At 72.3% G+C, this 21,559-nt stretch carries 21 protein-coding genes; 9 read left to right on the forward strand and 12 right to left on the reverse strand.

The features are described 5' to 3' along the window. Nucleotides 1-10: 10 nt before the first annotated feature. A complete protein-coding gene (locus AB0E85_RS05015) occupies nt 11-1,513 on the reverse strand; it encodes a peptidoglycan-binding protein (RefSeq protein WP_361922433.1) in 1,503 nt (500 codons plus the stop codon). Nucleotides 1,514-1,672: 159 nt separating this feature from the next. On the opposite strand from AB0E85_RS05015, the gene AB0E85_RS05020 reads away from it, so the two are divergent. Next, nucleotides 1,673-3,724 carry an MFS transporter gene (locus tag AB0E85_RS05020; protein ID WP_361922435.1) on the forward strand — a complete coding sequence of 684 codons (2,052 nt, stop codon included), beginning with the start codon at nt 1,673-1,675 and terminating at the stop codon, nt 3,722-3,724. 2 nt (nt 3,725-3,726) lie between these two features. Here the strand turns inward: AB0E85_RS05020 and AB0E85_RS05025 are convergent, their stop codons facing one another. After that, entirely contained in the window at nt 3,727-4,218 is a 492-nt protein-coding gene (locus tag AB0E85_RS05025; RefSeq protein WP_361922438.1) for a GNAT family N-acetyltransferase, read from the reverse strand. Between the two features lie 159 nt (nt 4,219-4,377). Here AB0E85_RS05025 and AB0E85_RS05030 point away from each other — a divergent pair, with 159 nt between their 5' ends. Beyond that, nucleotides 4,378-5,073, forward strand: a complete 696-nt coding sequence (locus AB0E85_RS05030) for a hypothetical protein (protein WP_361922442.1) — start codon at nt 4,378-4,380, stop codon at nt 5,071-5,073. A 4-nt stretch (nt 5,074-5,077) separates the two neighbouring features. Further along, nucleotides 5,078-5,764 (forward strand): hypothetical protein, encoded by a 687-nt coding sequence (locus tag AB0E85_RS05035; protein ID WP_361922445.1) that lies wholly within the window; start codon nt 5,078-5,080, stop codon nt 5,762-5,764. A gap of 43 nt (nt 5,765-5,807) precedes the next feature. On the opposite strand, the gene AB0E85_RS05040 is transcribed toward AB0E85_RS05035, so the two are convergent. After that, the gene (locus AB0E85_RS05040; protein ID WP_361922447.1) at nt 5,808-6,215 is read right to left on the reverse strand and encodes a DUF1992 domain-containing protein; all 408 of its coding nucleotides are present in this window, start codon (nt 6,213-6,215) and stop codon (nt 5,808-5,810) included. A gap of 96 nt (nt 6,216-6,311) precedes the next feature. Here AB0E85_RS05040 and AB0E85_RS05045 point away from each other — a divergent pair, with 96 nt between their 5' ends. Further along, on the forward strand, nt 6,312-6,704 hold the full coding sequence (locus AB0E85_RS05045) for a hypothetical protein (protein ID WP_361922450.1): 393 nt from the start codon (nt 6,312-6,314) through the stop codon (nt 6,702-6,704). A 33-nt stretch (nt 6,705-6,737) separates the two neighbouring features. Here the strand turns inward: AB0E85_RS05045 and AB0E85_RS05050 are convergent, their stop codons facing one another. Continuing rightward, nucleotides 6,738-7,409: an O-methyltransferase gene (locus AB0E85_RS05050; protein WP_361922453.1), complete on the reverse strand. Its 672-nt coding sequence runs from the start codon at nt 7,407-7,409 to the stop codon at nt 6,738-6,740. 89 nt (nt 7,410-7,498) lie between these two features. After that, on the reverse strand, nt 7,499-8,884 hold the full coding sequence (gene proP, locus AB0E85_RS05055; protein ID WP_361922455.1) for a glycine betaine/L-proline transporter ProP: 1,386 nt from the start codon (nt 8,882-8,884) through the stop codon (nt 7,499-7,501). A gap of 355 nt (nt 8,885-9,239) precedes the next feature. Between proP and AB0E85_RS05060 the strand changes: the two genes are divergently transcribed. Beyond that, nucleotides 9,240-11,279: a phosphatase PAP2 family protein gene (locus AB0E85_RS05060; protein WP_361922458.1), complete on the forward strand. Its 2,040-nt coding sequence runs from the start codon at nt 9,240-9,242 to the stop codon at nt 11,277-11,279. 89 nt (nt 11,280-11,368) lie between these two features. Beyond that, on the forward strand, nt 11,369-11,779 hold the full coding sequence (locus tag AB0E85_RS05065; protein WP_361922461.1) for a peptidoglycan-binding domain-containing protein: 411 nt from the start codon (nt 11,369-11,371) through the stop codon (nt 11,777-11,779). Here the strand turns inward: AB0E85_RS05065 and AB0E85_RS05070 are convergent. Then, a complete protein-coding gene (locus AB0E85_RS05070; protein WP_361922464.1) occupies nt 11,776-12,171 on the reverse strand; it encodes an ATP-binding protein in 396 nt (131 codons plus the stop codon). The genes AB0E85_RS05065 and AB0E85_RS05070 overlap by 4 nt on opposite strands. 91 nt (nt 12,172-12,262) lie before the next feature. Between AB0E85_RS05070 and AB0E85_RS05075 the strand changes: the two genes are divergently transcribed. Together AB0E85_RS05075 and AB0E85_RS05080 are read left to right on the forward strand one after the other, a co-directional pair. After that, a complete protein-coding gene (locus AB0E85_RS05075) occupies nt 12,263-13,111 on the forward strand; it encodes a helix-turn-helix transcriptional regulator (RefSeq protein WP_361922467.1) in 849 nt (282 codons plus the stop codon). Beyond that, nucleotides 13,071-13,274, forward strand: a complete 204-nt coding sequence (locus AB0E85_RS05080; RefSeq protein WP_361922470.1) for a DUF397 domain-containing protein — start codon at nt 13,071-13,073, stop codon at nt 13,272-13,274. Before AB0E85_RS05075 ends, AB0E85_RS05080 begins: the two co-directional genes overlap by 41 nt. Here the strand turns inward: AB0E85_RS05080 and AB0E85_RS05085 are convergent. Further along, complete coding sequence (locus tag AB0E85_RS05085) at nt 13,258-14,427, reverse strand: steroid 3-ketoacyl-CoA thiolase (protein ID WP_361922473.1); 1,170 nt, start codon at nt 14,425-14,427, stop codon at nt 13,258-13,260. The genes AB0E85_RS05080 and AB0E85_RS05085 overlap by 17 nt on opposite strands. A gap of 218 nt (nt 14,428-14,645) precedes the next feature. Between AB0E85_RS05085 and AB0E85_RS05090 the strand changes: the two genes are divergently transcribed. Then, nucleotides 14,646-15,881 (forward strand): cytochrome P450, encoded by a 1,236-nt coding sequence (locus AB0E85_RS05090; RefSeq protein WP_361922476.1) that lies wholly within the window; start codon nt 14,646-14,648, stop codon nt 15,879-15,881. Nucleotides 15,882-16,084: 203 nt separating this feature from the next. On the opposite strand, the gene AB0E85_RS05095 is transcribed toward AB0E85_RS05090, so the two are convergent. Genes AB0E85_RS05095 through AB0E85_RS05115 form a run of 5 tightly spaced genes read right to left on the reverse strand, consistent with a single transcriptional unit; the run spans nt 16,085 to nt 21,545 of the window. Then, a complete protein-coding gene (locus AB0E85_RS05095) occupies nt 16,085-16,933 on the reverse strand; it encodes an ECF transporter S component (RefSeq protein WP_361922479.1) in 849 nt (282 codons plus the stop codon). After that, nucleotides 16,930-18,618 carry an ATP-binding cassette domain-containing protein gene (locus tag AB0E85_RS05100; protein ID WP_361922482.1) on the reverse strand — a complete coding sequence of 563 codons (1,689 nt, stop codon included), beginning with the start codon at nt 18,616-18,618 and terminating at the stop codon, nt 16,930-16,932. The genes AB0E85_RS05095 and AB0E85_RS05100 overlap by 4 nt, the downstream gene beginning before the upstream one ends. Beyond that, nucleotides 18,615-19,706: a CbiQ family ECF transporter T component gene (locus AB0E85_RS05105; protein ID WP_361922485.1), complete on the reverse strand. Its 1,092-nt coding sequence runs from the start codon at nt 19,704-19,706 to the stop codon at nt 18,615-18,617. The genes AB0E85_RS05100 and AB0E85_RS05105 overlap by 4 nt, the downstream gene beginning before the upstream one ends. Then, a complete protein-coding gene (locus AB0E85_RS05110; protein WP_361922488.1) occupies nt 19,699-20,334 on the reverse strand; it encodes an SCO2322 family protein in 636 nt (211 codons plus the stop codon). Before AB0E85_RS05110 ends, AB0E85_RS05105 begins: the two co-directional genes overlap by 8 nt. Next, nucleotides 20,331-21,545 carry a prenyltransferase/squalene oxidase repeat-containing protein gene (locus AB0E85_RS05115; RefSeq protein ID WP_361922491.1) on the reverse strand — a complete coding sequence of 405 codons (1,215 nt, stop codon included), beginning with the start codon at nt 21,543-21,545 and terminating at the stop codon, nt 20,331-20,333. Before AB0E85_RS05115 ends, AB0E85_RS05110 begins: the two co-directional genes overlap by 4 nt. Between the last annotated feature and the right edge of the window lie 14 nt (nt 21,546-21,559).

Genomic DNA, 21,559 nt, shown 5'->3' on the forward strand with positions numbered 1-21,559 from the left:
GCCGGGCCGGTCAGGGCTCCCGGGTTTCGGACTCCAGCTTCGCCCGGGTCTCCCGGTCGTAGACGCCGAGGTCGTCGACCTGGATGCCGCGGGACCACTGGTAGGTGCGGACCGCGTCCTCCAGCCGGTCGTCGAAGCTGCCGTCGGTGTCGTCGACGTACAGGTTCAACTGCCGCAGGCGGAGCTGGAGTTCGGTGACCTCCGGGCCGCTGTCGCCGAGGCGCAGGATGGCCGGGCCCTTGTTCTGGCGGGAGTTGTCCGGAGCGGCCTGTCCGGAGCCGGTCGCCGATGCCGACGGCTGTGATGCCGACGGGGAGGGCGAGAGCGACGGGCTCGCCGAGGCGCTCGGCGCGGACGGCGACGGCGAGGCGGACGGGCTCGCCGTGCGCGACGGCGACGGCCGCGGCGCCGCCGGAGCCGGCTGAACCACCGAGGCGCCGCCCTGCGCGGGTGTGGACGCCGCGCTGCTCGACGGGGCGTCCGGCACGCTCGCGCGGATGTCGTCCGGCAGTGCGGTGTCCCGGGACGGGCTCTCGTAGGAGAACAGCCCGCTCGCGTACCCGGCGGCCGCCACGACGGCGACGCAGGCGCCGGCGGCGGCGAGGAGCAGGGTGCTGCGCCGACGCGGCCGACGAGCGCCGGACCGGCCGCCCTCCGACGCCCCGGCGGGTGGCCCCGCGGTGCCGTCGAACATCCGCAGGTCGGTGACGCTCGGCTCGCTCGGGGCGGGGGCCAGGGGTGTGGGAAGCGCCGAGGTGACGGGGGCGGCCGGCAGCGCGGCGGTCACGTCCGGGTCGGCCGGGTCGGCCGGGTCGACCGGGCGCAGGGGCATGGTGGCGTCGGCGGGGGAGGGCGGCGGAGCAGCATTCCCGGGGTGTGCGGCCGGGCCGTGCGGCGGAGCAGCATTCCCGGGGTGTGCCGACGGGCCGTGCGGCGGAGCGGCATTCCCGGGGTGTGCCGACGGGCCGTGCGGCGGAGCGGCATTCCCGGGGTGTGCGGCCGGGCCGAGCGGAAGCGTCACGGCTCTGCCCTCCACTCCGGTCCCGCCCGGCGTGGTCGCGGGCACGGTCCCGGGGCCTTCGGCGCGCGGTGGCTCCGGTGTGCCGGGCCCGGGCGGCCCGGGCGCAGCGGCACGTGCCCGCGGGACGGCCGTGGCGTCCGTGGGGGAGGCGCGCGGGGTGGGCTCCGCCGAGCAGGCCGGGGATGCGGTGGGGGACGGCGTGGCCGGGGAGGCCTCGGATGCCCTGTGCTCCTCCGGATGCGGGGACGTCGTCGCCCCGGCCGGTGAGGAGGGCTGCCCCTCGCCGGTGCCCGGCCCGGACGACCCCAGGCCGTCGATCTCCACGTACGGGCGGATCCGCAGCGGGTCGAAGTCCTCCGCTGCCGCCGCCTGGATCGTGCGGGCGTCGCGGAGGGCCTCGGCGACCCGGTCGGCGCAGGCGCAGGCGGGGGTGTTGTCCCGCTGTCTGGGCGCGCCGCACTCCGGGCACGGGTGGCCGTTGGGCGGTTCCACGCGTTCCTCCCTCCCCTCGCGAACTCCAGAGATTATCCAGATCTTCTCCACAGTGCGGTCGAGGAGCCCCCGGAAGCACAGCTTCCAAAAGGGCCCGGCGGGCCATAACCGGTCACAGCGGTCACGATGGAAAAGGTCACAGCAGACGCGGGAGGTCGGATGGCCGAGGACGGGAACGCCACCACGCTGACGCCCCCGGGCGCGGCCCCAGGGGAGCGGGTGTCCGGGAACGTCCTGGTCTCCATCGGAGCCCTGCTCCTCGGCATGCTGCTCGCCGCCCTCGACCAGACCATCGTGTCGACCGCGCTGCCCACGATCGTCAGCGATCTCGGCGGTCTGGATCACCTCTCCTGGGTGGTCACCGCGTATCTGCTGGCCGCGACCGCCGCGACCCCCCTGTGGGGCAAACTCGGCGACCAGTACGGGCGCAAGCGGCTGTTCCAGACGGCAATCGTGATCTTCCTGGTCGGGTCCGCGCTGTGCGGCGCCGCGCAGGACATGGCCCAGCTGATCGCGTTCCGGGCCCTCCAGGGCCTCGGCGGCGGCGGGCTGATCGTGCTGTCGATGGCGATCGTCGGCGATCTGGTGTCGCCGCGTGAACGCGGCCGCTACCAGGGCCTGTTCGGTGCCGTCTTCGGCGCGACCAGCGTGCTCGGGCCGCTGCTCGGCGGGCTGTTCACCCAGCATCTGAGCTGGCGCTGGGTGTTCTACGTCAACCTGCCCGTCGGCGTCGTCGCGCTCGCCGTGATCGCGACCGTCCTGCACATCCCCCGCACGGCGCGACGCCACGTCATCGACTACCTCGGCACCTTCCTGATCGCCGCCGTCGCCACCTGTCTGGTCCTGGTCGCCTCGCTCGGCGGGGCGACCTGGGCCTGGGGGTCCTGGCAGATCGTCGGCCTGGCGGTCCTGGGCGCCGTCCTCGCCGTCGCCTTCGTGGCCGTCGAGCGGCGGGCCGCCGAACCCGTCCTGCCGCTCAAGCTGTTCCGCGTGCGCACCTTCACGCTCGCCGCCGTGATCAGCTTCGTCGTCGGGTTCGCCATGTTCGGCGCCATGACCTACCTGCCGACCTTCCTCCAGGTCGTGCAGGGCATCAGCCCGACCATGTCCGGTGTGCACATGCTGCCGATGGTGCTGGGCCTGCTGCTGGCCTCGACGGCCTCCGGGCAGATCGTCAGCCGCACCGGCCGCTGGAAGGTGTTCCCGATCGCCGGCACCGGCGTCACCACCCTCGGGCTGCTCCTGCTCCACCAGCTGGACGAGCACAGCTCCACCGCCGAGCTGAGCGGCTTCTTCTTCGTCTTCGGGCTCGGCCTAGGCCTGGTGATGCAGGTCCTCGTCCTCATCGTGCAGAACGCCGTCCCCTATGAGGACCTGGGCGTGGCCACCTCCGGCGCGACCTTCTTCCGCTCCATCGGCGCCTCGTTCGGGGTCGCCGTCTTCGGCACGGTCTTCGCGGGCCGCCTGGGCGAGCAGCTCACCGACGCCTTCCGCGGTGCCGCGCTGCCGCCCGGCGTCTCGGTGGACGCGCTGGAGGCCGACCCGCGCGGCATCGCCGCCCTGCCGCCCGGCCTGCGCCCGCCGGCCCTGCACGCCTACGCCGTCTCCATCACGGACGTCTTCCTGTACGCCGCCCCCGTCGCGCTCCTCGGCTTCGTGCTGGCCTGGTTCCTGAAGGAGGACCGGCTGCGCGGCTCGGTCACCGCGCCGGACGTCACCGAGACCCTGGCCAGCAACCCCGTCGAGCGGTCCTCGTACGACGAGGTCTGCCGGGCCCTGTCGGTGCTCGGCACCCGCGCGGGGCGCCGCGAGATCTACCGCAAGATCACCGCCCGGGCGGGCTACGACCTGCTGCCCGCCACGAGCTGGCTGCTGCTGCGGATGCGGCGCCACGGTTCGGTGGAGCCGGGCGTGCTGGCCGACACCATGCCCGTGCCCCTGACCGTGATCATGGAGGCCGCCCGGCAGGCCGAAGAGCGCCGGCTCGCCGTGCGCCGGGGCGTCGACATGGTCCTGACCGAGCGGGGGCGCGAGGTCGCCGACCGGCTGGCCGGGGCCCGCGAGGAGTCCCTCGCCGAGCTGCTCGGCGACTGGTGGGGGCCGGACCGGCCGACCGACCTGGAGCGGCTCGTGCGCGAGCTGAACGGCGAACTGTGCGGGTCCCGGCGCGAGCGGCCGTACCGCACGCGCTCCCTGGAGGAGAGGCGCTGAGTTCAGGCCAGTTCCTTGCTGAACCAGTGTTCCGCGTACGGGTCGTCGTTGTGGCGCCCGGTCTCCCGGTAGCCGAGGCGGGCGTAGAGGCCGCGGGCCTCGACGAGGTCGCTGCGGGTGTCGAGGATCATCCGGGTGGCGCCGAGCGCACGGGCGGCCTCCTCGGCGGCCCCGACCAGGAGCGGGGCGCCGCCCCTGCCGCGCATCGGCTCGCGCAGGAACACCCGCTTGAGCTCGGCGGTGGTGTCGTCCACCAGCCGTACGCCCGCGCTGCCGGCCGGCTCACCGCCGTACCGGGCGACGAGCAACCGGCCGTCCGGCGGGGCGAGGTCGGCACCCGGCTGGGCGGCGATCTCCCGCTCCAGCTCGGCCGGGTCGGTCCGGCGCCCTTCGTGCAGCAGGTACCAGCGGTCGCTGACCTCGGTGTAGTACGCCCGCCACAGAGCGGCGGCGACGGGGGAGTCGTACGGTTCCGGAGTCACGGTCCAGGTCATGAACCGCATTCTTCACAGGCGCCCCATCGGACACGCAACCGAATAGTCCCGGCCACCCGGTTGCGCCCGGGCGCCGTTTGGACGCGGGGTTTGGGGCAACCCGACGGGCGAACCGGCTCGCTAGGAGAGCCGGTTGGGCCGAGAACCCGGAAGGCATTCATGTCCACTGGCCTGATCATTGCTCTGATCGTGATCGCGGCGGTCGTCATCATCGCGGCCGTCATGACCCTGCGCGCCCGCGGGCCTCGGCGTGGCCCGAGCCTGAAGCGGCGCTTCGGACCCGAGTACGACCGGGCCGTGGCCCGGCACGACGGGGACGCCACAGCGGCCGAGCGCGAACTGACCGAGCGCGTGCAGCGCCACGGCGAGCTGCGCGAGCGGCCGCTGGAGCCGGCGCAGCGCGAGCAGTACGAGGCGCGCTGGACGGCCGCCCAGGAGCGGTTCGTCGACTCGCCGCGCGACGCCGTCGCCGAGGCCGACCGGCTGCTCGCCGAGCTCGCCGGTGCCCGGGGCTTCCCGGACGGCGCGCAGTACGAGGAACAGCTGTCCGCGCTGTCCGTGCACCACGCCCACCACGTGGACGGTTACCGGCGCGTGCACCGCGCCGCGCATCTGCGCGCGGAGGACGCCCGCGACGGCGGCCAGGGTACGGAAGACATGCGTGAGGCCATGGTGGCGGCCCGCGCCCTGTTCGAGGAGCTGGTGAAGCCGGCCCGCCACGACGGCGGCGGCCACACCGGCGGACGGCACGAGAGCGGCCGCGAGCGCGCCGCGCTGAACGGCGGCCGCAAGGCCCAGACCCGCGGCGGGCACATGCCGTGGGCGATGAACCGACGTCAGGCGAAGGAGAGTTGAGGCAATGACCGACATGACCCGACCGCCCGGCGACCAGTCGCCGGCCGCCCCGGACGCCCGCGGCGAGAGCGCCCTGGGCACCGGCCACCGCCCGGCCGCACCGGGCACCGACCGCCACGAGACGGCCCCGGGCCCGGAAGCGGACCGCGGCGCCGCGCGCGGCATCGGGACCGACCGCGGTGCCCCGCACGGCACCGACGCGGACGGCGCCGTGGCGCACGGCACCGACGCGGACCGCGCCGCGGCGCACGGCACCGACCTGCCGGGCACGGACCGGCGCGGGACGGACCGGCACGGTACGGACGGCACCGACCGGCACGACCCGGACCGGCTCGGCCCCGGAGCACCCCGCGGTGACCACGGCACCGGCCCCGACAAGGTCGGCTCCGCCAAGAACCGGGCCCACCTCCTCGCCCACGAGGAGTCCGACAAGCTCGGCTCGCAGTTGCAGCACGCCGTCGCCGGGTTCGTCGACGGGCCCCGGGCCGCCGTCGAGGAGGCCGACCACGTGCTGGAGGAGATCGCGGCCCGCTTCACCGAGGCCGTGACCCAGCGCCGCCGCACCCTGCGCCACTCCTGGCAGTCCGTCGAGGGCGGTGAGGGCAGGTCCGTGTCGTCGGCCGACACCGAGCAGCTCCGGCTGGCCCTGAAGGACTACCGCGAGCTGGCCGAACGGCTGCTGCACGTGTGAACCGAACGGCTGCTGCACGTGTGAGCCGGGGGAGATCCCCCGGTCACCGGTCCGCCCGGCGCTCCCGCCACTGCCGTACGACGTCCTCGACGTCGTACGGCTTCTTTCCCAGCGGGGGGCCGGGCGGCGGCTTGAACATCATGTCGCGGATCTTGGCGTTGACCTCGTCGACGATCTTCCGGACGATCCGCTCCGAGGGGGCCGCGAGCGCGGCCTCCAGCGCGTCCTCCGCCTCCTTGCGCAGGGCCAGCGCCGGCGGCAGGACGGAGAAGCCCTCGCGGGCCATCTTCCGCTTGACCCACCACAGTTCGTCGTAGGTGCTCTCGATCTCGCGGGGGAGCGGTTCGCCCGCGCCCGGCAGCCGGTCGAACTCCCCGCGCGTCTCCGCGTCACGGATCTGTTTGTCGACCCAGGACTCGAAGTCGACGCCTGGTGGCTTTCGCTCGGTCATGAGGCCATTGTGCCGGACACCGCGCGGCCGGGCGTTTTATCATGCGGCGGGCCACGAACCTGTCTGGCCCACCGGGACGTCCCAGAAGGAGCGCACGTGCTCGAACTCACCATGGCCACCGTTGCGGAGGCGGAGGCGGGCGCCACGGCCGGCATGCTCATGGCCGAAGCGCCGAGCGAGCCGGGCGCGGTGCTCCGGGTGGGCCGCGACAAGTCCGTGTGCCGGCTGAGCACGCCGGACGACTGGCTGTTCGTCTCCCGCGTGCACCTGGAGTTCCTGTGCGGACCGGAGGGGACCTGGCAGGTCACCTGGCTGCGCGGCTCCCAGCCCGACCCGTCCTCCGAAGTGCGGCTGATGATGGGGGAGTACGCCCAGCCCCTCGCCTACGGCGGCACCGTCCCGCTGCCCAGGGGCGGCAGCGGCGAGATCATCATCCACGACCGCACCGCCCCGCGCAGCGTCAACGTGGGCTTCTACCACGAGGTGTGACAGCGGGCCCGCACGCCGTGTGACGGCGCGGCCTCACGCCAGCACGCGGGCCAGAGCGAACCCGTCGTAGCCTTTCATCCCCACCGTCTGGATCGCGGTGCCGCTCAGTCTCGGGTGGGCGGCGATCAGTTCGATCGCGGTACGGGTGCCCGTCACGTCCGGCGCGGTGCTGTCCGCGTCGACGACCCGGCCGCCCCGTACGACGTTGTCGAGGACGATCAGGCTGCCCGTGCTGGTGAGCCTGATCGCCCACTCCACGTAGTGCGGGTTGTTGGCCTTGTCGGCGTCGATGAAGACCAGGTCGAACGGGGGCGGGTTCTCGTCGGCCAGCTTGGGCAGCGACTCCAGGGCCGGGCCGACCCGCACCTCGACCAGCTTGTCCAGGCCGGCGCGGGCGATGTTGCGGACGGCGACCTCGGCATGCCGGGGGTCGTACTCCAGGGAGACCAGCCGCCCGTCGGCGGGCAGGGCGCGGCCCAGCCAGATGGTGCTGTAGCCGCCGAGCGTGCCGATCTCCAGGATGTGGCGGGCGCCCTGGATCTGGGCGAGGAGCTGGAGGAGCTTGCCCTGGTTGCCCGCGACGTTGATGTGCGGAAGCCCGGCGGCGTCGCTGTCGCGCAGGGCGGCCGCCAGGGCTTCGTCGTCCGGGGCGAGGTGGGCGGTGAAGTAGGCGTCGACCTCGTCCCAGACGTGCGACTCGCTCATGCACCTCTACCTTTCGTCAGCATAGTTAGCATCCCTAACTACTGGCGCTGACGAAGATAGTTGGTGGGCGGGTCGCTGTCAGCGGGATTTCACTCGGCGTGTCGACCCGCCACCGAGGGCGCCGAGCCGGGCAGCGGACGCCCTGCCGACTCCGCCATGCGCCACACGGCGAAACCGCCGATCACGGCCGCGGCCATCATGTAGTACGCGGGCATCATCATGTTCCCGGTGGCGCCGATCAGGGCCGTGACCACCAGCGGGGTCGTGCCGCCGAACAGGGACACCGACACGTTGAAGCCGATCGACAGCGAGCCGTAGCGGACCTTCGTCGGGAACAGCGCCGGCAGCGCGGAGGGCATCGCCGCCGTGAAGCAGACCAGCAGCAGGCCGAGGGCGCCCATGCCGAGCGCGACCGCGATCAGGCTGCCCTCGCGGATCAGGAGCAGGGCCGGAACGGACAGCAGCAGGAAGCCCGCGCAGCCGGTGGCGATCACGGGGCGGCGGCCGACGCGGTCGGTCAGCGCGCCGACGAACGGCTGGGCGATCATCATGACGGCCATCACGCCGAGGACGACGAGCAGGCCGTGCGTCTCGTCGTAGTGGAGCTGACCGGTCAGGTAGCTCGGCATGTACGACAGCAGCATGTAGTCGGTGACGTTGAAGACCAGCACCAGGCCGACGCAGAGCAGCAGCGCGCGCCACTGGCCGGCCACCATCTCGCGCAGCGGGGTCTTCGGGCGGTTGTTCTCGGCCTTCTCCGCCTCGGCCGCGAACGCCGGGGTCTCCTCCAGGCGCAGCCGCAGGTAGAGGCCGATGATGCCCATCGGGCCCGCGATCAGGAACGGGATGCGCCAGCCCCAGGAGGTCAGGTCGTCGGCGGAGAGCAGGGCGGTCATGATCGTGACCAGGCCCGCGCCGGCGATGTAGCCGGCGAGGGTGCCGAACTCCAGCCAGCTGCCGAGGAAGCCGCGCCGCTTGTCGGGGGCGTACTCGGCGATGAACGTGGAGGCGCCCGCGTACTCGCCGCCGGTGGAGAAGCCCTGCACGAGGCGGGCGACCAGCAGCAGGATCGGCGCGCCGACGCCGATGGTCGCGTACGACGGGATCAGGCCGATCGCGAAGGTGCCCGCCGCCATCATGATCATGGTGAGGGCGAGGACCTTCTGGCGGCCGACGCGGTCGCCGAGTGGGCCGAAGACCATGCCACCGAGCGGGCGGACGAGGAAGGCCGCGGCGAAGGCGCCGAACGTGGAGAGCAGCTGGGCGGTGGGGTTGCCCGAGGGGAAGAAGACCTTGCCCAGTGTGACCGCGATGTAGCTGTAGACGCCGAAGTCGAACCACTCCATCGCGTTGCCCAGCGCGGCCGCCTTCACGGCGCGCTTGACGAGCGCGGGGTCGGTGACGGTGGGGTCGGGGGTCTTCGCCTTGCGGGACTTCACGAGGGACGCGGGGGCGACGACTGAGGCAGTCGACAAGACTCGCTCGCCTACCTTTCGACGGGGACAGGGACGCGGTCCCGCGCGGCGGCGCTGTCGTACGGGCCGAAAAAGCGACGATAGGCGGTTTTGCTCCGCTTACGGGCGGTACGCCTTTCGTTGCACGCTGCACGTAAATCGTGGCTGTGCTGCTGCTTCTGCCCGGCAGAAAGCGGTTCACAACCGATCTTCATGTGATCCATATCGCGTCCATGACGGCTGCACGCACCGCCCGTGCGCGGTCGCAACCGACCGCGTCTTCTTCTCCGGAACCACTCATTCCCCATAGGGTTCGCAGGAGGAATTCCCATATTCAGGACATGTGGGATGAACTGGCGCGAGAGGCCGACGAGGCGTGGCGAATGCGGATCACGGCGGACGACCGGCGGAAGGCTTCGGAGCGACGGCCACCGGTGGGGCTCGCACACGCCTGCGCGCCGCCCGTCTCGGGCTGTGGCTGATCGCCGCCGTCCTCGCCGCCCGGCAGCTGGCCGTGGTCCTCGCCACCCCGCGCGGCGAGCGGCTGACCGACCTGGAGACCTGGGTCGGGCCGAACGGCGTCCTGCACGTGAACGGCTCGCTCTACGCCTCGACCCGCTTCACCGGCACACCCTTCGGCGGACTCGCCCTGAAACCGCTCACCCGTTCGGCCGAACAGGCCCTCGGCTGGGGCTGGACCTTCGGCACGCTGCTGCTCGTCGTCGCCCTGGGCCTGATCGCCGCCCGCGCCCTGCCCCCGCCGGTCGGCCGCCGGACGGCGCTGCTCGCCGCGCCGGTCGCCGTCAGCCTGCTGATGCTGTCCCTGCCCGTCCGCAACACCCTGTGGCTCGGCCAGACCAGCATCATCCCGGTCCTGCTCGTTCTGCTCGGCTGCTTCACCGCCCGCGGCCAGCGCGCCAGCGGCCTGCTCATCGGCGTCGCGGCGGCGCTCCAGCCCACCCTGCTGCTGTTCACGCCCCTGCTGTGGTGCACCGGCCGCAGACGCGCCGCGCTCGCCACCGGTGTCACCTTCGCCGCCTGCACCGGCCTCGCCTGGGCGGCGATGCCGCACGACTCCCACCGCTACTGGGTCCACCACATGGCCGGCGTCGGCCTCGGCGGCCCGGCCGACGGCCTCGCCAACCAGTCCCTGCACGGCGCCCTGCTCCGGCTCGGGCTGAACGGCCCCCTGGAGGTCGCGCTCTTCCTGTCGCTCGGCGCGGCCGTCGCCGTCCTGGCCCTGCGCCGGGCCGTGCGCTGCTTCCGCGACGGCCAGCTGCTGCTCGCCGTCGCCATCACCGGCTGCGCCGCGATCGTCGTCTCGCCCACGGCCTGGCAGCACCAACTGCTGTGGGTGCTGCTCACGGTCGCCGGCCGGGTCGGCAGACGCGCCTCCGACCGGTACGTGTGGCCGGTCACCGTCGTCGTGGTCATGACCCTGCCGGCCACGATGATCCTGCCGAACATGGCGTCCCTGAACCCCGTGCGGGACAACGTCGTCCTGCTGGCCGCGCTCGCCGCCGCCACCGCCGTGCCGTTCCTGTCCCGCACCTCGCCGGCCTGGCGGTCGCCGCTGCCGACCGCCCACGCCCCCGCGGTCCCGGCCCGCTTCCGGCACGTGCCGCTGCTGCCGTTCCCGCGCCGCGTCCTCACCCGGCCCAACCTTCTCCTGGAGCTGCTCCTCCTGCGGGTCGCCTACGCCGCCTACTCCCAGGTCCGGCTCGCGGCCACCGGCGGCAGCAACGCGGCCGGGCGCGCCGAGGCCGAGCAGCACGGCATGCAGGTCTACGACCTGGAACGCACCCTGCGGCTGGACATCGAGCACTGGGCCAACCACACCGTCGTCGGGATCGGCTGGCTGCGCGAGGGCCTTGACCAGTACTACACGTCGTTCCACTTCGCCGTCCCGCTGGCCGTCCTCGCGGTCCTCTACTGGCGCCGTCCCGGCGACTACCGCTGGGCCCGCTCAGCCCTGGGCTTCGCCACCCTGCTCGCCCTGGTCGGCTTCTGGCTCTACCCGCTGGCCCCACCCCGGCTGATGCCGACGCTCGGCTTCATCGACACCGTGCACGGAGTCCAGGACTTCTCGCGGCCCGACTACGGCACGCTCACCGCGCTCACCAACCAGTACGCGGCCATGCCGTCCCTGCACTTCGGCTGGTCGCTGTGGTGCGGGATCGTGATCGCCGTCCTGGCGTCACGGTGGTGGATGAAGGCGCTGGGCCTGCTGCATCCGCTGCTCACGGGAGTCTCGATCGTGGCGACCGGCAACCACTGGGTGCTGGACGCGGCCGGAGGAGCGGTGGTGGTGGCGGCGGGGTTCGGACTCACGTACCTGCTGTCCGGCCCCCGGGCCGCCACCGCCGCGGCGGCCGAGCGGGAACCCGTGCCGACCCGAAAGGCTGTACGCGGATGACTGGTTGACGGTGCAACCTGCCCGAGATGCAGCCCGGGTGGGTGCCGCGCACGATGAGAACAAGGGCACCCTCTCTGGAGGTGAACGGCATGCGACGTGTGCTCATCGCCGTAGCGGCGCTGGCTCTCCCCGTCTCCCTCGCGGGAGCACCGGCTGTGGCTTCGGCGACCGACTCGGTCAAACCGGCCCAGGTCGTGGAGAAGTCGAATCGTCCAGCAGCCCTCGTCGCCCAGGGGCCGGACGACATCTGCGACTTCACCATCAACCGGCCGAACCTCCGTCTGGGGTCATCCGGAGCGGTGGTCCAGCAGGCCCAGTGCTACCTGAACCAGGCGATCGACGCCGGTCTGGACGTGGACGGGGACTTCGGTCGACTGACGCAGTCCGCGACCAGGACGTTCCAGCAGTGTGCCGGCATCGTCGTGGACGGTCGCATCGGGGCGCAGACCTGGTCCTTCCTCTCCTTCTGGGCCAACGCGCCGGATGCTCCCTTCTGTTAGCGGCCCGCGCACTCGAACCACACCGTCTTCCCGCCCCCGGACCACAGCGACACGCCCCACTTGTCGGCCGTCGCGTCGAGCAGGAGCAGCCCTCGGCCGTTCTCGGCCTCGGCCTCCAAGCCCTGTGGTGTACAGGGCAGTTGATCGCTGCCGTCCGTGACCTCCACCCGCACGCCCGTGGGCTGCCGCAGCAACAGCAGAGTGCAGCGGCGGTCCGGGACGTGCCGTACGACGTTGGCGAGCAGTTCCGTCACGCCCAGCTCCACGGCGTCCGACAGCTCGGGCATGTCCCACTCGCCGAGGAACGAGCGGACGATACGGCGGATGTGCCGTGGGGCGTGTTCACCGACGGTGAGGCGCATCGAGTACTGGGCGGGAAAGTATTCGTTCACGGGACGAGGCTGACGTGCGGTGACTACCCTCGGCTACGGAACGGATACAACCCGTCTCTTGGTGGACGGAGTTGCGTGAGAGGGGCTCTGCGTGACCAACATCAACTCGCTTGACCCGGGTGCGTCCCCGCTCGACTACTACGGCTATGAGCTACGGCGCCACAGGGAGGCGGCGGGACTGACGCTCAAGCAGCTCGGGGGAATCCTCAACTACACCGGCTCACTGGTGGGGCAGATCGAGACGGCCCGTAAGGTTCCGACGTCGGAGTTCAGCGAACGGGCGGATGCGGCGCTGGGTACGGACGGTATGTTCTCCCGGCTCGTCGAGTTGGTGCTGCGGAGTCGGCTTCCGGCCTGGTTCCAGCAGGTGGCCGAGCTGGAGATGCGCGCAGTTGCGATGTGTACCTTTCACACGCATCTGGTTCACAGACTTCTTCAGACCACGGCGTACGCAAGTGCGGTGCTGGGCGCGCTGGACAAGGCCGACCTGGACGACCGCGTCTCTGCTCGCCTGGCACGTCAGCGCATCTTCGAGAAGAGTGAGCCACCCGTCTTCTGGGCGGTCATCAGCGAGGCTGCCGTCCACCAGGAGATGGGAGGCCGGGAGACCATGCGGGGTCAACTCGCCCACCTGTTGTCCTATGAGGGCAATCCCCGGATCAACATCCAGGTCCTGCCGTTCTCGGCTGGAGGTCACGCGGGACTCCAAGGCTCATTCGACCTCTTCCGCTTCCACGGCGATCCCGACATCGTCTATACCGAGGGGTACGGCAGCGGGCATCCGACCGCAAATCCGGACACCGTCAAGGACTGCTCGCTCCGTTACGATCACTTGCAGGCCGCCGCGCTCTCCCTCAGGGATTCGGCGGAGTTGATCCGGCGAGTAATGGAGGAACGCTATGGCGAGCAACGCGATTCCGACGGGGATCCTGTGGCGTAAGTCCAGCTACAGCGGCGATCAAGGTGGCAGTTGCGTAGAGGTGGCCGAAGCCCCTGCCACCATCGCCATACGCGACTCCAAAAACCCGGCGGGACCGATCCTCACCCTCGATCCCGCCACCTTCACCACCTTCGTCAACTGGGCATCTACAAGCGCTGAATGATCGTGCCGGTGGCCAAGCCACCCCCCGCGCACATGGTGATCAGCGCGAACTCCTTGTCCGCGCGCTCCAGTTCGTGAAGTGCCGTCGTGATGAGCCGGGCCCCGGTCGCTCCCACCGGGTGCCCGAGCGCGATCGCGCCGCCGTTGACGTTCACCTTCGACAGGTCCTGGTCGAAGACCCGCGTCCAGCTCAGTACGACCGACGCGAACGCCTCGTTGATCTCCACGATGTCGATGTCCTTCAACGACATCCCGGCCTTGCCCAGCACGGCCTTCGTCGCGTCGATCGGGCCGTCGAGGTGGAAGTGGGGGTCGGATCCCACCAGGGCCTGAGCCGCGATCCGGGCCCGGGGGCGGAGCTTCAGCGCCCGCGTCATCCGCTTCGACGCCCACATGACCGCCGACGCCCCGTCGGAGATCTGCGACGCGTTGCCGGCCGTGTGCACCGCCGTCGGCATGATCGGCTTCAGCGAGGCCAGACCCTCCGCTGTCGTGTCGCGCAGGCCCTCGTCCTTGTCGACCAGGCGCCACATGCCCTGTCCGGCGTGCTGCTCCTCCTCGGTCGTGGGGACCTGGACCGCGAACGTCTCCCGTTTGAAGCGCTCCTCCGCCCAGGCGTGGGCGGCCCTTTCCTGCGAGGCGAGGCCGAGGGCATCGACGTCCTCGCGGGTCAGGCCGCGGTGCCGGGCGATGCGCTCGGCCGCCTCGAACTGGTTGGGCAGGTCGACGTTCCACTCGTCGGGGAACGGCTTGCCCGGCCCGTGCTTCGAGCCCGACCCCAGCGGCACCCGCGACATCGACTCCACCCCGCAGGAGATGCCGACGTCGATCACGCCCGCCGCGACCATGTTGGCCACCATGTGCGAGGCCTGCTGGGACGACCCGCACTGCGCGTCGACGGTCGTCGCGGCCGTCTCGTAGGGGAGCCCCATGGTCAGCCAGGCCGTGCGCGCGGGGTTCATGGACTGCTCGCCGGCGTGTGTGACCGTACCGCCGACGATCTGCTCGACGCAGTCGGCGGGGATGCCGGTGCGGCCGAGGAGTTCGCGATAGGTCTCGCCGAGGAGGTAGGCGGGGTGCAGGTTGGCGAGCGCGCCGCCGCGCTTGCCGATGGGGGTGCGTACGGCTTCGACGATCACGGGTTCGGCAGCCATGGGTGCGGGTCCTCTCCGGGAGGCTCAGCGGAACTAGTACGCGTTCTAGTTCTGTGCACAGTGTGCTGAGGGCCGCTCGGTGACCGCAATAGTCGTGCGGGCAATTGGCGGGGCCGTGCCTCTTGCTACTTGTAGAACCCGTTACTACCGTCACCGCAACTCCGCACAGCTGATGGGCCGTCAGACCGACAAGTCGGTACGAGTGGTGGGAGCCGCCCATGCCCTGTCCCGCGCTGCCCGACGGGTTCGACTTCACCGACCCCGACCTGCTGCACCACCGCGTGCCCCTGCCGGAGTTCGCCGAGCTGCGCCGGGCCGAACCGGTCTGCTGGGTGGCGCAGCGGGCCGGACTCGCCGGCTTCCAGGACGAGGGCTACTGGGCCGTCACCCGGCACGCCGACGTCAAGTACGTCTCCACGCACCCCGAGTTGTTCTCGTCGTCCCTCAACACGGCGATCATCCGCTTCAACGAGCACATCGAGCGCGACTCCATCGACGCACAGCGGCTGATCCTGCTGAACATGGACCCGCCGGAGCACACCCGGGTCCGGCAGATCGTGCAGCGCGGGTTCACGCCCCGGGCGATCCGGGCGCTGGAGGAGCGGCTGCGCAACCGGGCCCGCTCCATCGTCGAGAACGCCCGCGCGCACACCGGGCCGTTCGACTTCGTCACCCAGGTCGCCTGCGAACTGCCCCTCCAGGCGATCGCCGAGCTGATGGGCGTCCCGCAGGAGGACCGGGACAAGATCTTCGACTGGTCCAACAAGATGATCGCGTACGACGATCCGGAGTACGCCATCACCGAGGAGGTCGGCGCCGAGTCGGCCACGGAGATCATCGCCTACGCGATGAACATGGCCGCCGACCGCAAGCAGTGCCCGGCCCACGACATCGTCACGCAGCTCGTCGCGGCCGAGGACGAAGGGAACCTCAGCTCCGACGAGTTCGGATTCTTCGTGCTGATGCTGGCCGTCGCGGGCAACGAGACCACCCGCAACGCCATCACCCACGGCATGCACGCCTTCCTCACCCATCCGGAACAGTGGGAGCTGTACAAGAGCGAGCGGCCGGAGACGGCGGCGGAGGAGATCGTGCGCTGGGCGACCCCGGTCGCCGCCTTCCAGCGCACGGCCACCCAGGACACCGAACTCGGCGGCAAGCGCATCCGCCAGGGCGACCGGCTGGGCCTGTTCTACGCCTCGGCCAACCACGACCCCGAGGTCTTCGACGACCCGGACACCTTCGACGTCACCCGCGATCCCAACCCGCACCTCGGCTTCGGCGGCGGCGGACCGCACTACTGCCTCGGCAAGTCCCTCGCGGTGCTGGAGATCAACCTCATCTTCAACGCGATCGCCGACGCGATGCCCGGGCTGAAGCTGGTCGGGGACCCGCGCCGGCTGCGGTCGGCGTGGATCAACGGGGTGAAGGAGCTTCCGGTGAGTACGGGCTGACGTACCGCGCCGGACATGGCGCAGGCGGCGGCCCCGGGGATCAGAGGGCCGCCGCCTGGTCGTCCAGAGAAACAGGGCCCGCCCGTGCCGGCAAAGCCCTGTCTTACTAGGCCGGGCCGCATGTCAGCACGGCTCAGCCACTCTGACCGTGGACTTGCTCCTACGACCCTGCTTCGTACGTGACGTGGGTCATGTGGGGGGCCTCACTGCCGGGACGCCTCGAACGTGACCGGCGTCTCGAAGGCCGCCCGGCGGGTGGCCCTGCGCAACGCCCTGAGGACCGCGGGCCCCACGGTGAGGGTCAGCACGACCGTGACGACCGCCCGGCCCAGGTCCCAGCCGAGCGACGTGGCGACGCAGTACGCGACGAAACGAGCCAGGTTCGCGGCGACCGGCGCATGCGGATCGAAGGCCACGTTCGAAGCGAGGGCGCTCATGAAGGGCCAGCCCGCCATGTTCATCACCGTGCCGTAGGCGAACGCGGCGAGGAAGCCGTAGCCGGCGAGCATCGCGAGTTCGGTCCGGCCGCGCAGCCGGTCCGGACCGGGCAGCAGGCCCGCGCCCATCGCGAACCAGCCCATGCCCAGCATCTGGAACGGCAGCCACGGCCCGACCCCGCCCGTGAGCAGCGCGGACGCGAACATGGTCACCGAGCCGAGGACGAACCCGAAGCCCGGGCCGAGCACCCGGCCGCTCAGCACCATCAGGAAGAACATCGGCTCGATCCCCGCGGTGCCGGCGCCGATCGGCCGCAGGGCCGCTCCCGTGGCGGCCAGCACGCCGAGCATCGCGACCGCCTTCGGGCCGAGCCCGGACTCCGAGATCGCCGCGGCAACGACCGCCACCAGCAGCACCAGCAGGCCCGCGAAGAGCCAGGGCGCGTCCTGCGCGTGCGCGCTGAGCCGCGACGTGGGCGGGGCGAGGAAGGGCCAGCCGAAGCCGGCGACACCCACCGCGCTGACCAGGGCCAGGGCGGTGAGGGAGCGGGGGCCGAGGCGGACGGCCCGGGCCTGCCGCTGGGCGGGCCCGCGGGTGGAGGTCCGAAGGCTCATCGGCCGCTCTCCCGCAGGGCCGCGCGGACCTCGGCGACGGTGAGCCAGTGCTGGGGCGCCAGGATCTTGGTGACCTGCGGGGCGAACGACGGGGAGGAGACCACGACCTCGGCCGTCGGCCCGTCCGCGATCACCTCGCCCTCGGCGAGCAGCACAACCCGGTGGGCGATCTCGGCCGCGAGCTCCACGTCGTGCGTGGCCAGGACGATGGCGTGCCCCTCGGCGGCCAGCGCGCGCAGCACCGTGACCAGCCGGGCCTTCGCCGCGTAGTCCAGGCCCCGGGTCGGCTCGTCCAGCAGGAGCAGCGGGGGCCGGGCGGTCAGCACGACGGCCAGGGCGAGCGCGAGCCGCTGCCCTTCGGAGAGGTCACGGGGGTGGGTTTCGTCGGTGACGCCGAGCAGCAGTTCGGTGACCAGGGCCCGGCAGGTGCCGGGGTTAGCGCCGGCGTCCTGGTCGGCCGCCGCGCACTCGGCGGCGACGGTGTCGGCGTAGAGCAGGTCGCGCGGCTCCTGGGGGACCAGGCCGACCTTGCGGACGAGGTCCTTCGGTGCGGTGCGGTGGGGGGTGGCTTCGCCGACCCGGACGGTTCCCGAGGTGGGCTTGAGGAGGCCGACCAGGGCGTTGAGGAGGGTGGACTTTCCGGCGCCGTTGCGGCCCATGAGGGCGATGGTCTCGCCGGGGGTGATGGTGAGGTCGATGTGGCTGAGAGCTTGGATGCGGCCGTGGGAGACGAAGAGGGCTCGCACTTCGACTTCGCCTACGGGGGCGGGGTGGGCGGATCGCTTGCCTGTGCGGGTCGTCTGTGGCTTGTCGCGCCCACGCGGCGGCAGCCGCACATCGACCGCAGCCCCGCGCCCCTGAAGAGGGGCGTTTTCCAGCTGTTGCTTAAGATCTCCTGCCCTGCGGCGGGCGTCGCGGACCGTCAGGGGAACGGGGGTCCAGCCCGCCAGGCGGCCCAGGGCCACCACCGGCGGGTACACCGGGGACACCGCCATCACCTCGGCCGGATGGCCCAGGACCGGGGAGGCGCCCGGGGCGGGCAGGAGGACGACCTGGTCGGCGTACTGGATGACGCGTTCCAGGCGGTGCTCGGCCATGAGGACGGTGGTGCCGAGGTCGTGGACGAGCCGCTGGAGCACGGCCAGCACCTCTTCGGCGGCCGCCGGGTCCAGCGCGGAGGTCGGCTCGTCCAGGACGAGGACGTCCGGGTGCGGGGTGAGGACCGAGCCGATCGCGACCCGTTGCTGCTGGCCGCCGGAGAGCGTGGCGATCGGCCGGTCGCGCAGGTCGGCCAGGCCCAGCAGATCGAGGGTCTCCTCGACGCGGCGGCGCATCACGTCCGGGGCCAGGCCCAGCGACTCCATGCCGTAGGCGAGTTCGTCCTCGACGGTGTCCGTGACGAAGTGGGACAGCGGATCCTGCCCGACCGTCCCCACGACGTCGGCCAGTTCGCGCGGCTTGTGGGTGCGGGTGTCGCGGCCGGCGACCGTGACCCGGCCGCGCAGGGTGCCGCCGGTGAAGTGCGGGACGAGTCCGCTGACCGCGCCCAGGACGGTGGACTTGCCGACGCCGGACGGGCCCGCGAGCAGGACGAGTTCGCCTTCCGGGACCTCGAAGTCGATGCCCCGGACGGTGGGTTCGGCGGCCCCGTCGTAGGTCACGGAGACATCCTCGAAGCGGATCACGACGGCTCCTTGGGGTCGGGGGCGACGAACGCGGGCAGCAGGCCGAGCAGGACGGCCGCGGCCGGCCAGAGGGGGAGGGCGGGCGCGACCAGCGGGACCACGCCGGGGTGGAGGGCCGCGGGGTCACGGGCCGCGGCAAGGGCGAGCAGGGCCGCCACCGCGACGCCGGAGGCGACGACCAGCCAGGCGCGCACGTCCCAGCGGTCCGGGCGGTAGCGGGTGCGCAGGGACCGGCGGCCGCCGAGTTTGAGGCCCGCGAGGGCGGCGGCGAGACCCGCGAGGAGCACGGGGAGACCGTAGGCGGCGCCCTCGGCCGTGAGGAGGCCGTACGTTCCCGCGCAGACGCCCAGCAGACCGCCGAGGGTGAGGACGGCGGTGGTACGGCGTACGCCGGGCGGGACCTGTGCGGTACGGCCGTAGCCGCGGGCGTCCATCGCGGCGGCCAGGGCGACGGAACGCTCCAGCGCGCCCTCCAGGACCGGAAGCCCCACCTGAAGCAGGCCCCTGATGCCGTGGTCCGGGCGCCCGCGCAGACGGCGTGCGGCGCGCAGCCGCCGGACGTCGGCGATCAGGCTCGGGGCGAAGGTGAGGGCGACGACGACCGCGACGCCCATCTCGTACAGGGCGCCCGGGAGGGACTTGAGGAGCCGGGACGGGTTCGCCAGGGCGTTGGCGGCGCCCACGCAGATGAGGAGCGTGGCCAGCCGCAGACCGTCGTACAGCGCGAAGGTGAGGGCCTCCGCGGTGACCTCGCCGCCGAGCCGGATGCCCTGGGCCCAGGCGGGGAGGGGAAGTTCGGGGAGCGTGAGGAGGGTGTGCGTGCCCGGGATGGGGGAGCCGAGGACGATGGCGAAGACGAGGCGGATGAGGATCACCGCGAGGGCGAGTTTGACGAAGGCGCCGTAGGAGCGGGACCAGGGGGTGTCGGGGCGGCGGGTCGCCACGACGTAGGCGGAGACCGAGACGAGGAGCGCGAGGAGCAGGGGGTTGGTGGTGCGGGTGGCGGCGGTGCCGAGCGCCAGCGCCCACAGCCACCAGGCGCCGGGGTGCAGCTGAGCCCGGCCTCGACGCCGAGGGCCGCTATCCACGCCGCCGTACCTGCCAGATCGCCGCGCCGCCCAGCACCACCACCACGGCGATGCCGCCGATCAGGCCCAGGGACGGCCCGTCGTCCGAGGGAGAGTTCTGCTCCGCAGCCGGCTTCCGCTCCCGCTGCTGCTGGGAGACCTGCTCGCCGCAGCCCTTGCGCGGATAGCCCGAGATCGCGCAGAGCAGGGCGTCGGTGTCGTAGCGCAGCGGCTTGGCCACCGCCGCCAGGGCCTCGGCCGTCGTCGCGTCGGGGGAGACGCGGGCGCAGGCCGTGCGGGCGGCGGGCGGGGATTCGCCCCCGGGTGCGTCCGACGGTGTGCCGAAGTCGATGACCAGGGCCACCCGCTTCCTGCCGTCCTGCGCGGGCGTCTTCGCGCAGATCGTCGCGAAGTCGGCGGTGCCGCGCGGCCGGACCGCGCTCGCGGAGTCCTCGCTCACCGCGAAGCGGAAGCCCTGGACGTCGCCGTCGGACGGGCGGACCAGGGACGGGCCCTGGGTGGCGTAGACCCAGCGGCCGGCGTCGCGCTCCCAGAACGACCAGTACCGGTAACCGGCGGCCTGGGCCTGGCCCGCGCCCGCGCCCAGCAGGAGCGAGGCCAGGAGGAGGAGAACGGCCCGGCGGATCACAGCTGCTGCTGCTTCTTGCGGCCGGTGAACAGGAACCCGATGCCGATGCCGGCGACCAGGCAGACGCCGACGTACCACCAGACCCCGAAGAAGTCCGAGCCGGAGTCCTCCTTCTCGTCCGAGGCCTTGGCCGCGGACTTCCCGGCGGCCTGCGGGGCCGGGCCCGTCGCGCCCAGCTGCTTGACGAGGTCCGCGCCGCCGAAGTCACGCGGGTTCGTGCCTGTCGCGTGGGCGGCGAAGATCAGCTGGGCGTAGGCGGCCGGACCGCTCTGCGCGGCCCAGGAAGCGGAGTTCTTCTCCAGCCACCGCACGGACTTCTCCGCCTGCGCGGTGTCCCCCTGCGCGGCGAGCGCGACGACCGCGTCGGCGGTGTTGCCGAAGTCGGGCTGGGGCTCGGCACCGGCCAGCGCGGACATGAGGTGGTTGCCGTCCTTGGCCAGGGCGGCGGTGAGGTAGCCCGCGCCGTTCGCCGCCGCCTGCTGCGGCGTCGCGGCCTTCTCGCAGGTGGCGTCGGACTTCTTGCCGGGCTCGACGACCATGCCCTTGCCCAGCGCGCCGAGCACACCGGCCGCTGTGGCGTCCGCGTTGGCGGCGAGCTCGCCCTTCTTGTCCGGCTGGAACGCGAAGGCGCCGTCACCGTCCCCGCCGCAGGGCAGGGCGAGCTTCAGCAGCGCGTCGTGGGGGGACTTGCCGTCCTTCTCGACCTGGTCCGGCTTCTCGCCCGCGGCGGCGAGCGCGCCGATGACGACCGACGTCGAGTTGGTGTCGCTGGCCCCGCCCGGCGAGTAGCCCCAGCCGCCGTCCTCGTTCTGGACGGACTTCAGCCAGCCGACGGCCTTGCGGGTGACGCCGTCGTGCCCGCCGAGCGCGGCCAAGGCCTGCACGGCGGCGGACGTGGCGTTGGTGTCGAGCATGGTCTTGGCGTCGCACGCGGTGGTGGGGTCGGGCCGGTAGGAGGCGAAGCCGCCGTCCGCGCACTGCTGGCGCACCAGCCACCGCACGGACTTCTCCGCCGGCTTCACCCCCGTGGTGTCCTGCGCGAGCAGCGCGAGCGACTGGCGCCAGACGCCGTCGAACTTCGGGTCCTTGTCGCCGTACAGGGCGGAGGGGAACGCCTGGGAGGGCGACGGGGACGGGTCGGCGGCGGCCGGGGTGGCGGCGCCGATCACGGCGACGGCGGCCAGGACCGCGGCGCTGCGGCGGACGTTCATGATCGGCGGGTGCC

This window comes from Streptomyces sp. NPDC029044 (genome assembly GCF_040637495.1).
In the GTDB taxonomy this organism is placed as follows: domain Bacteria; phylum Actinomycetota; class Actinomycetes; order Streptomycetales; family Streptomycetaceae; genus Streptomyces.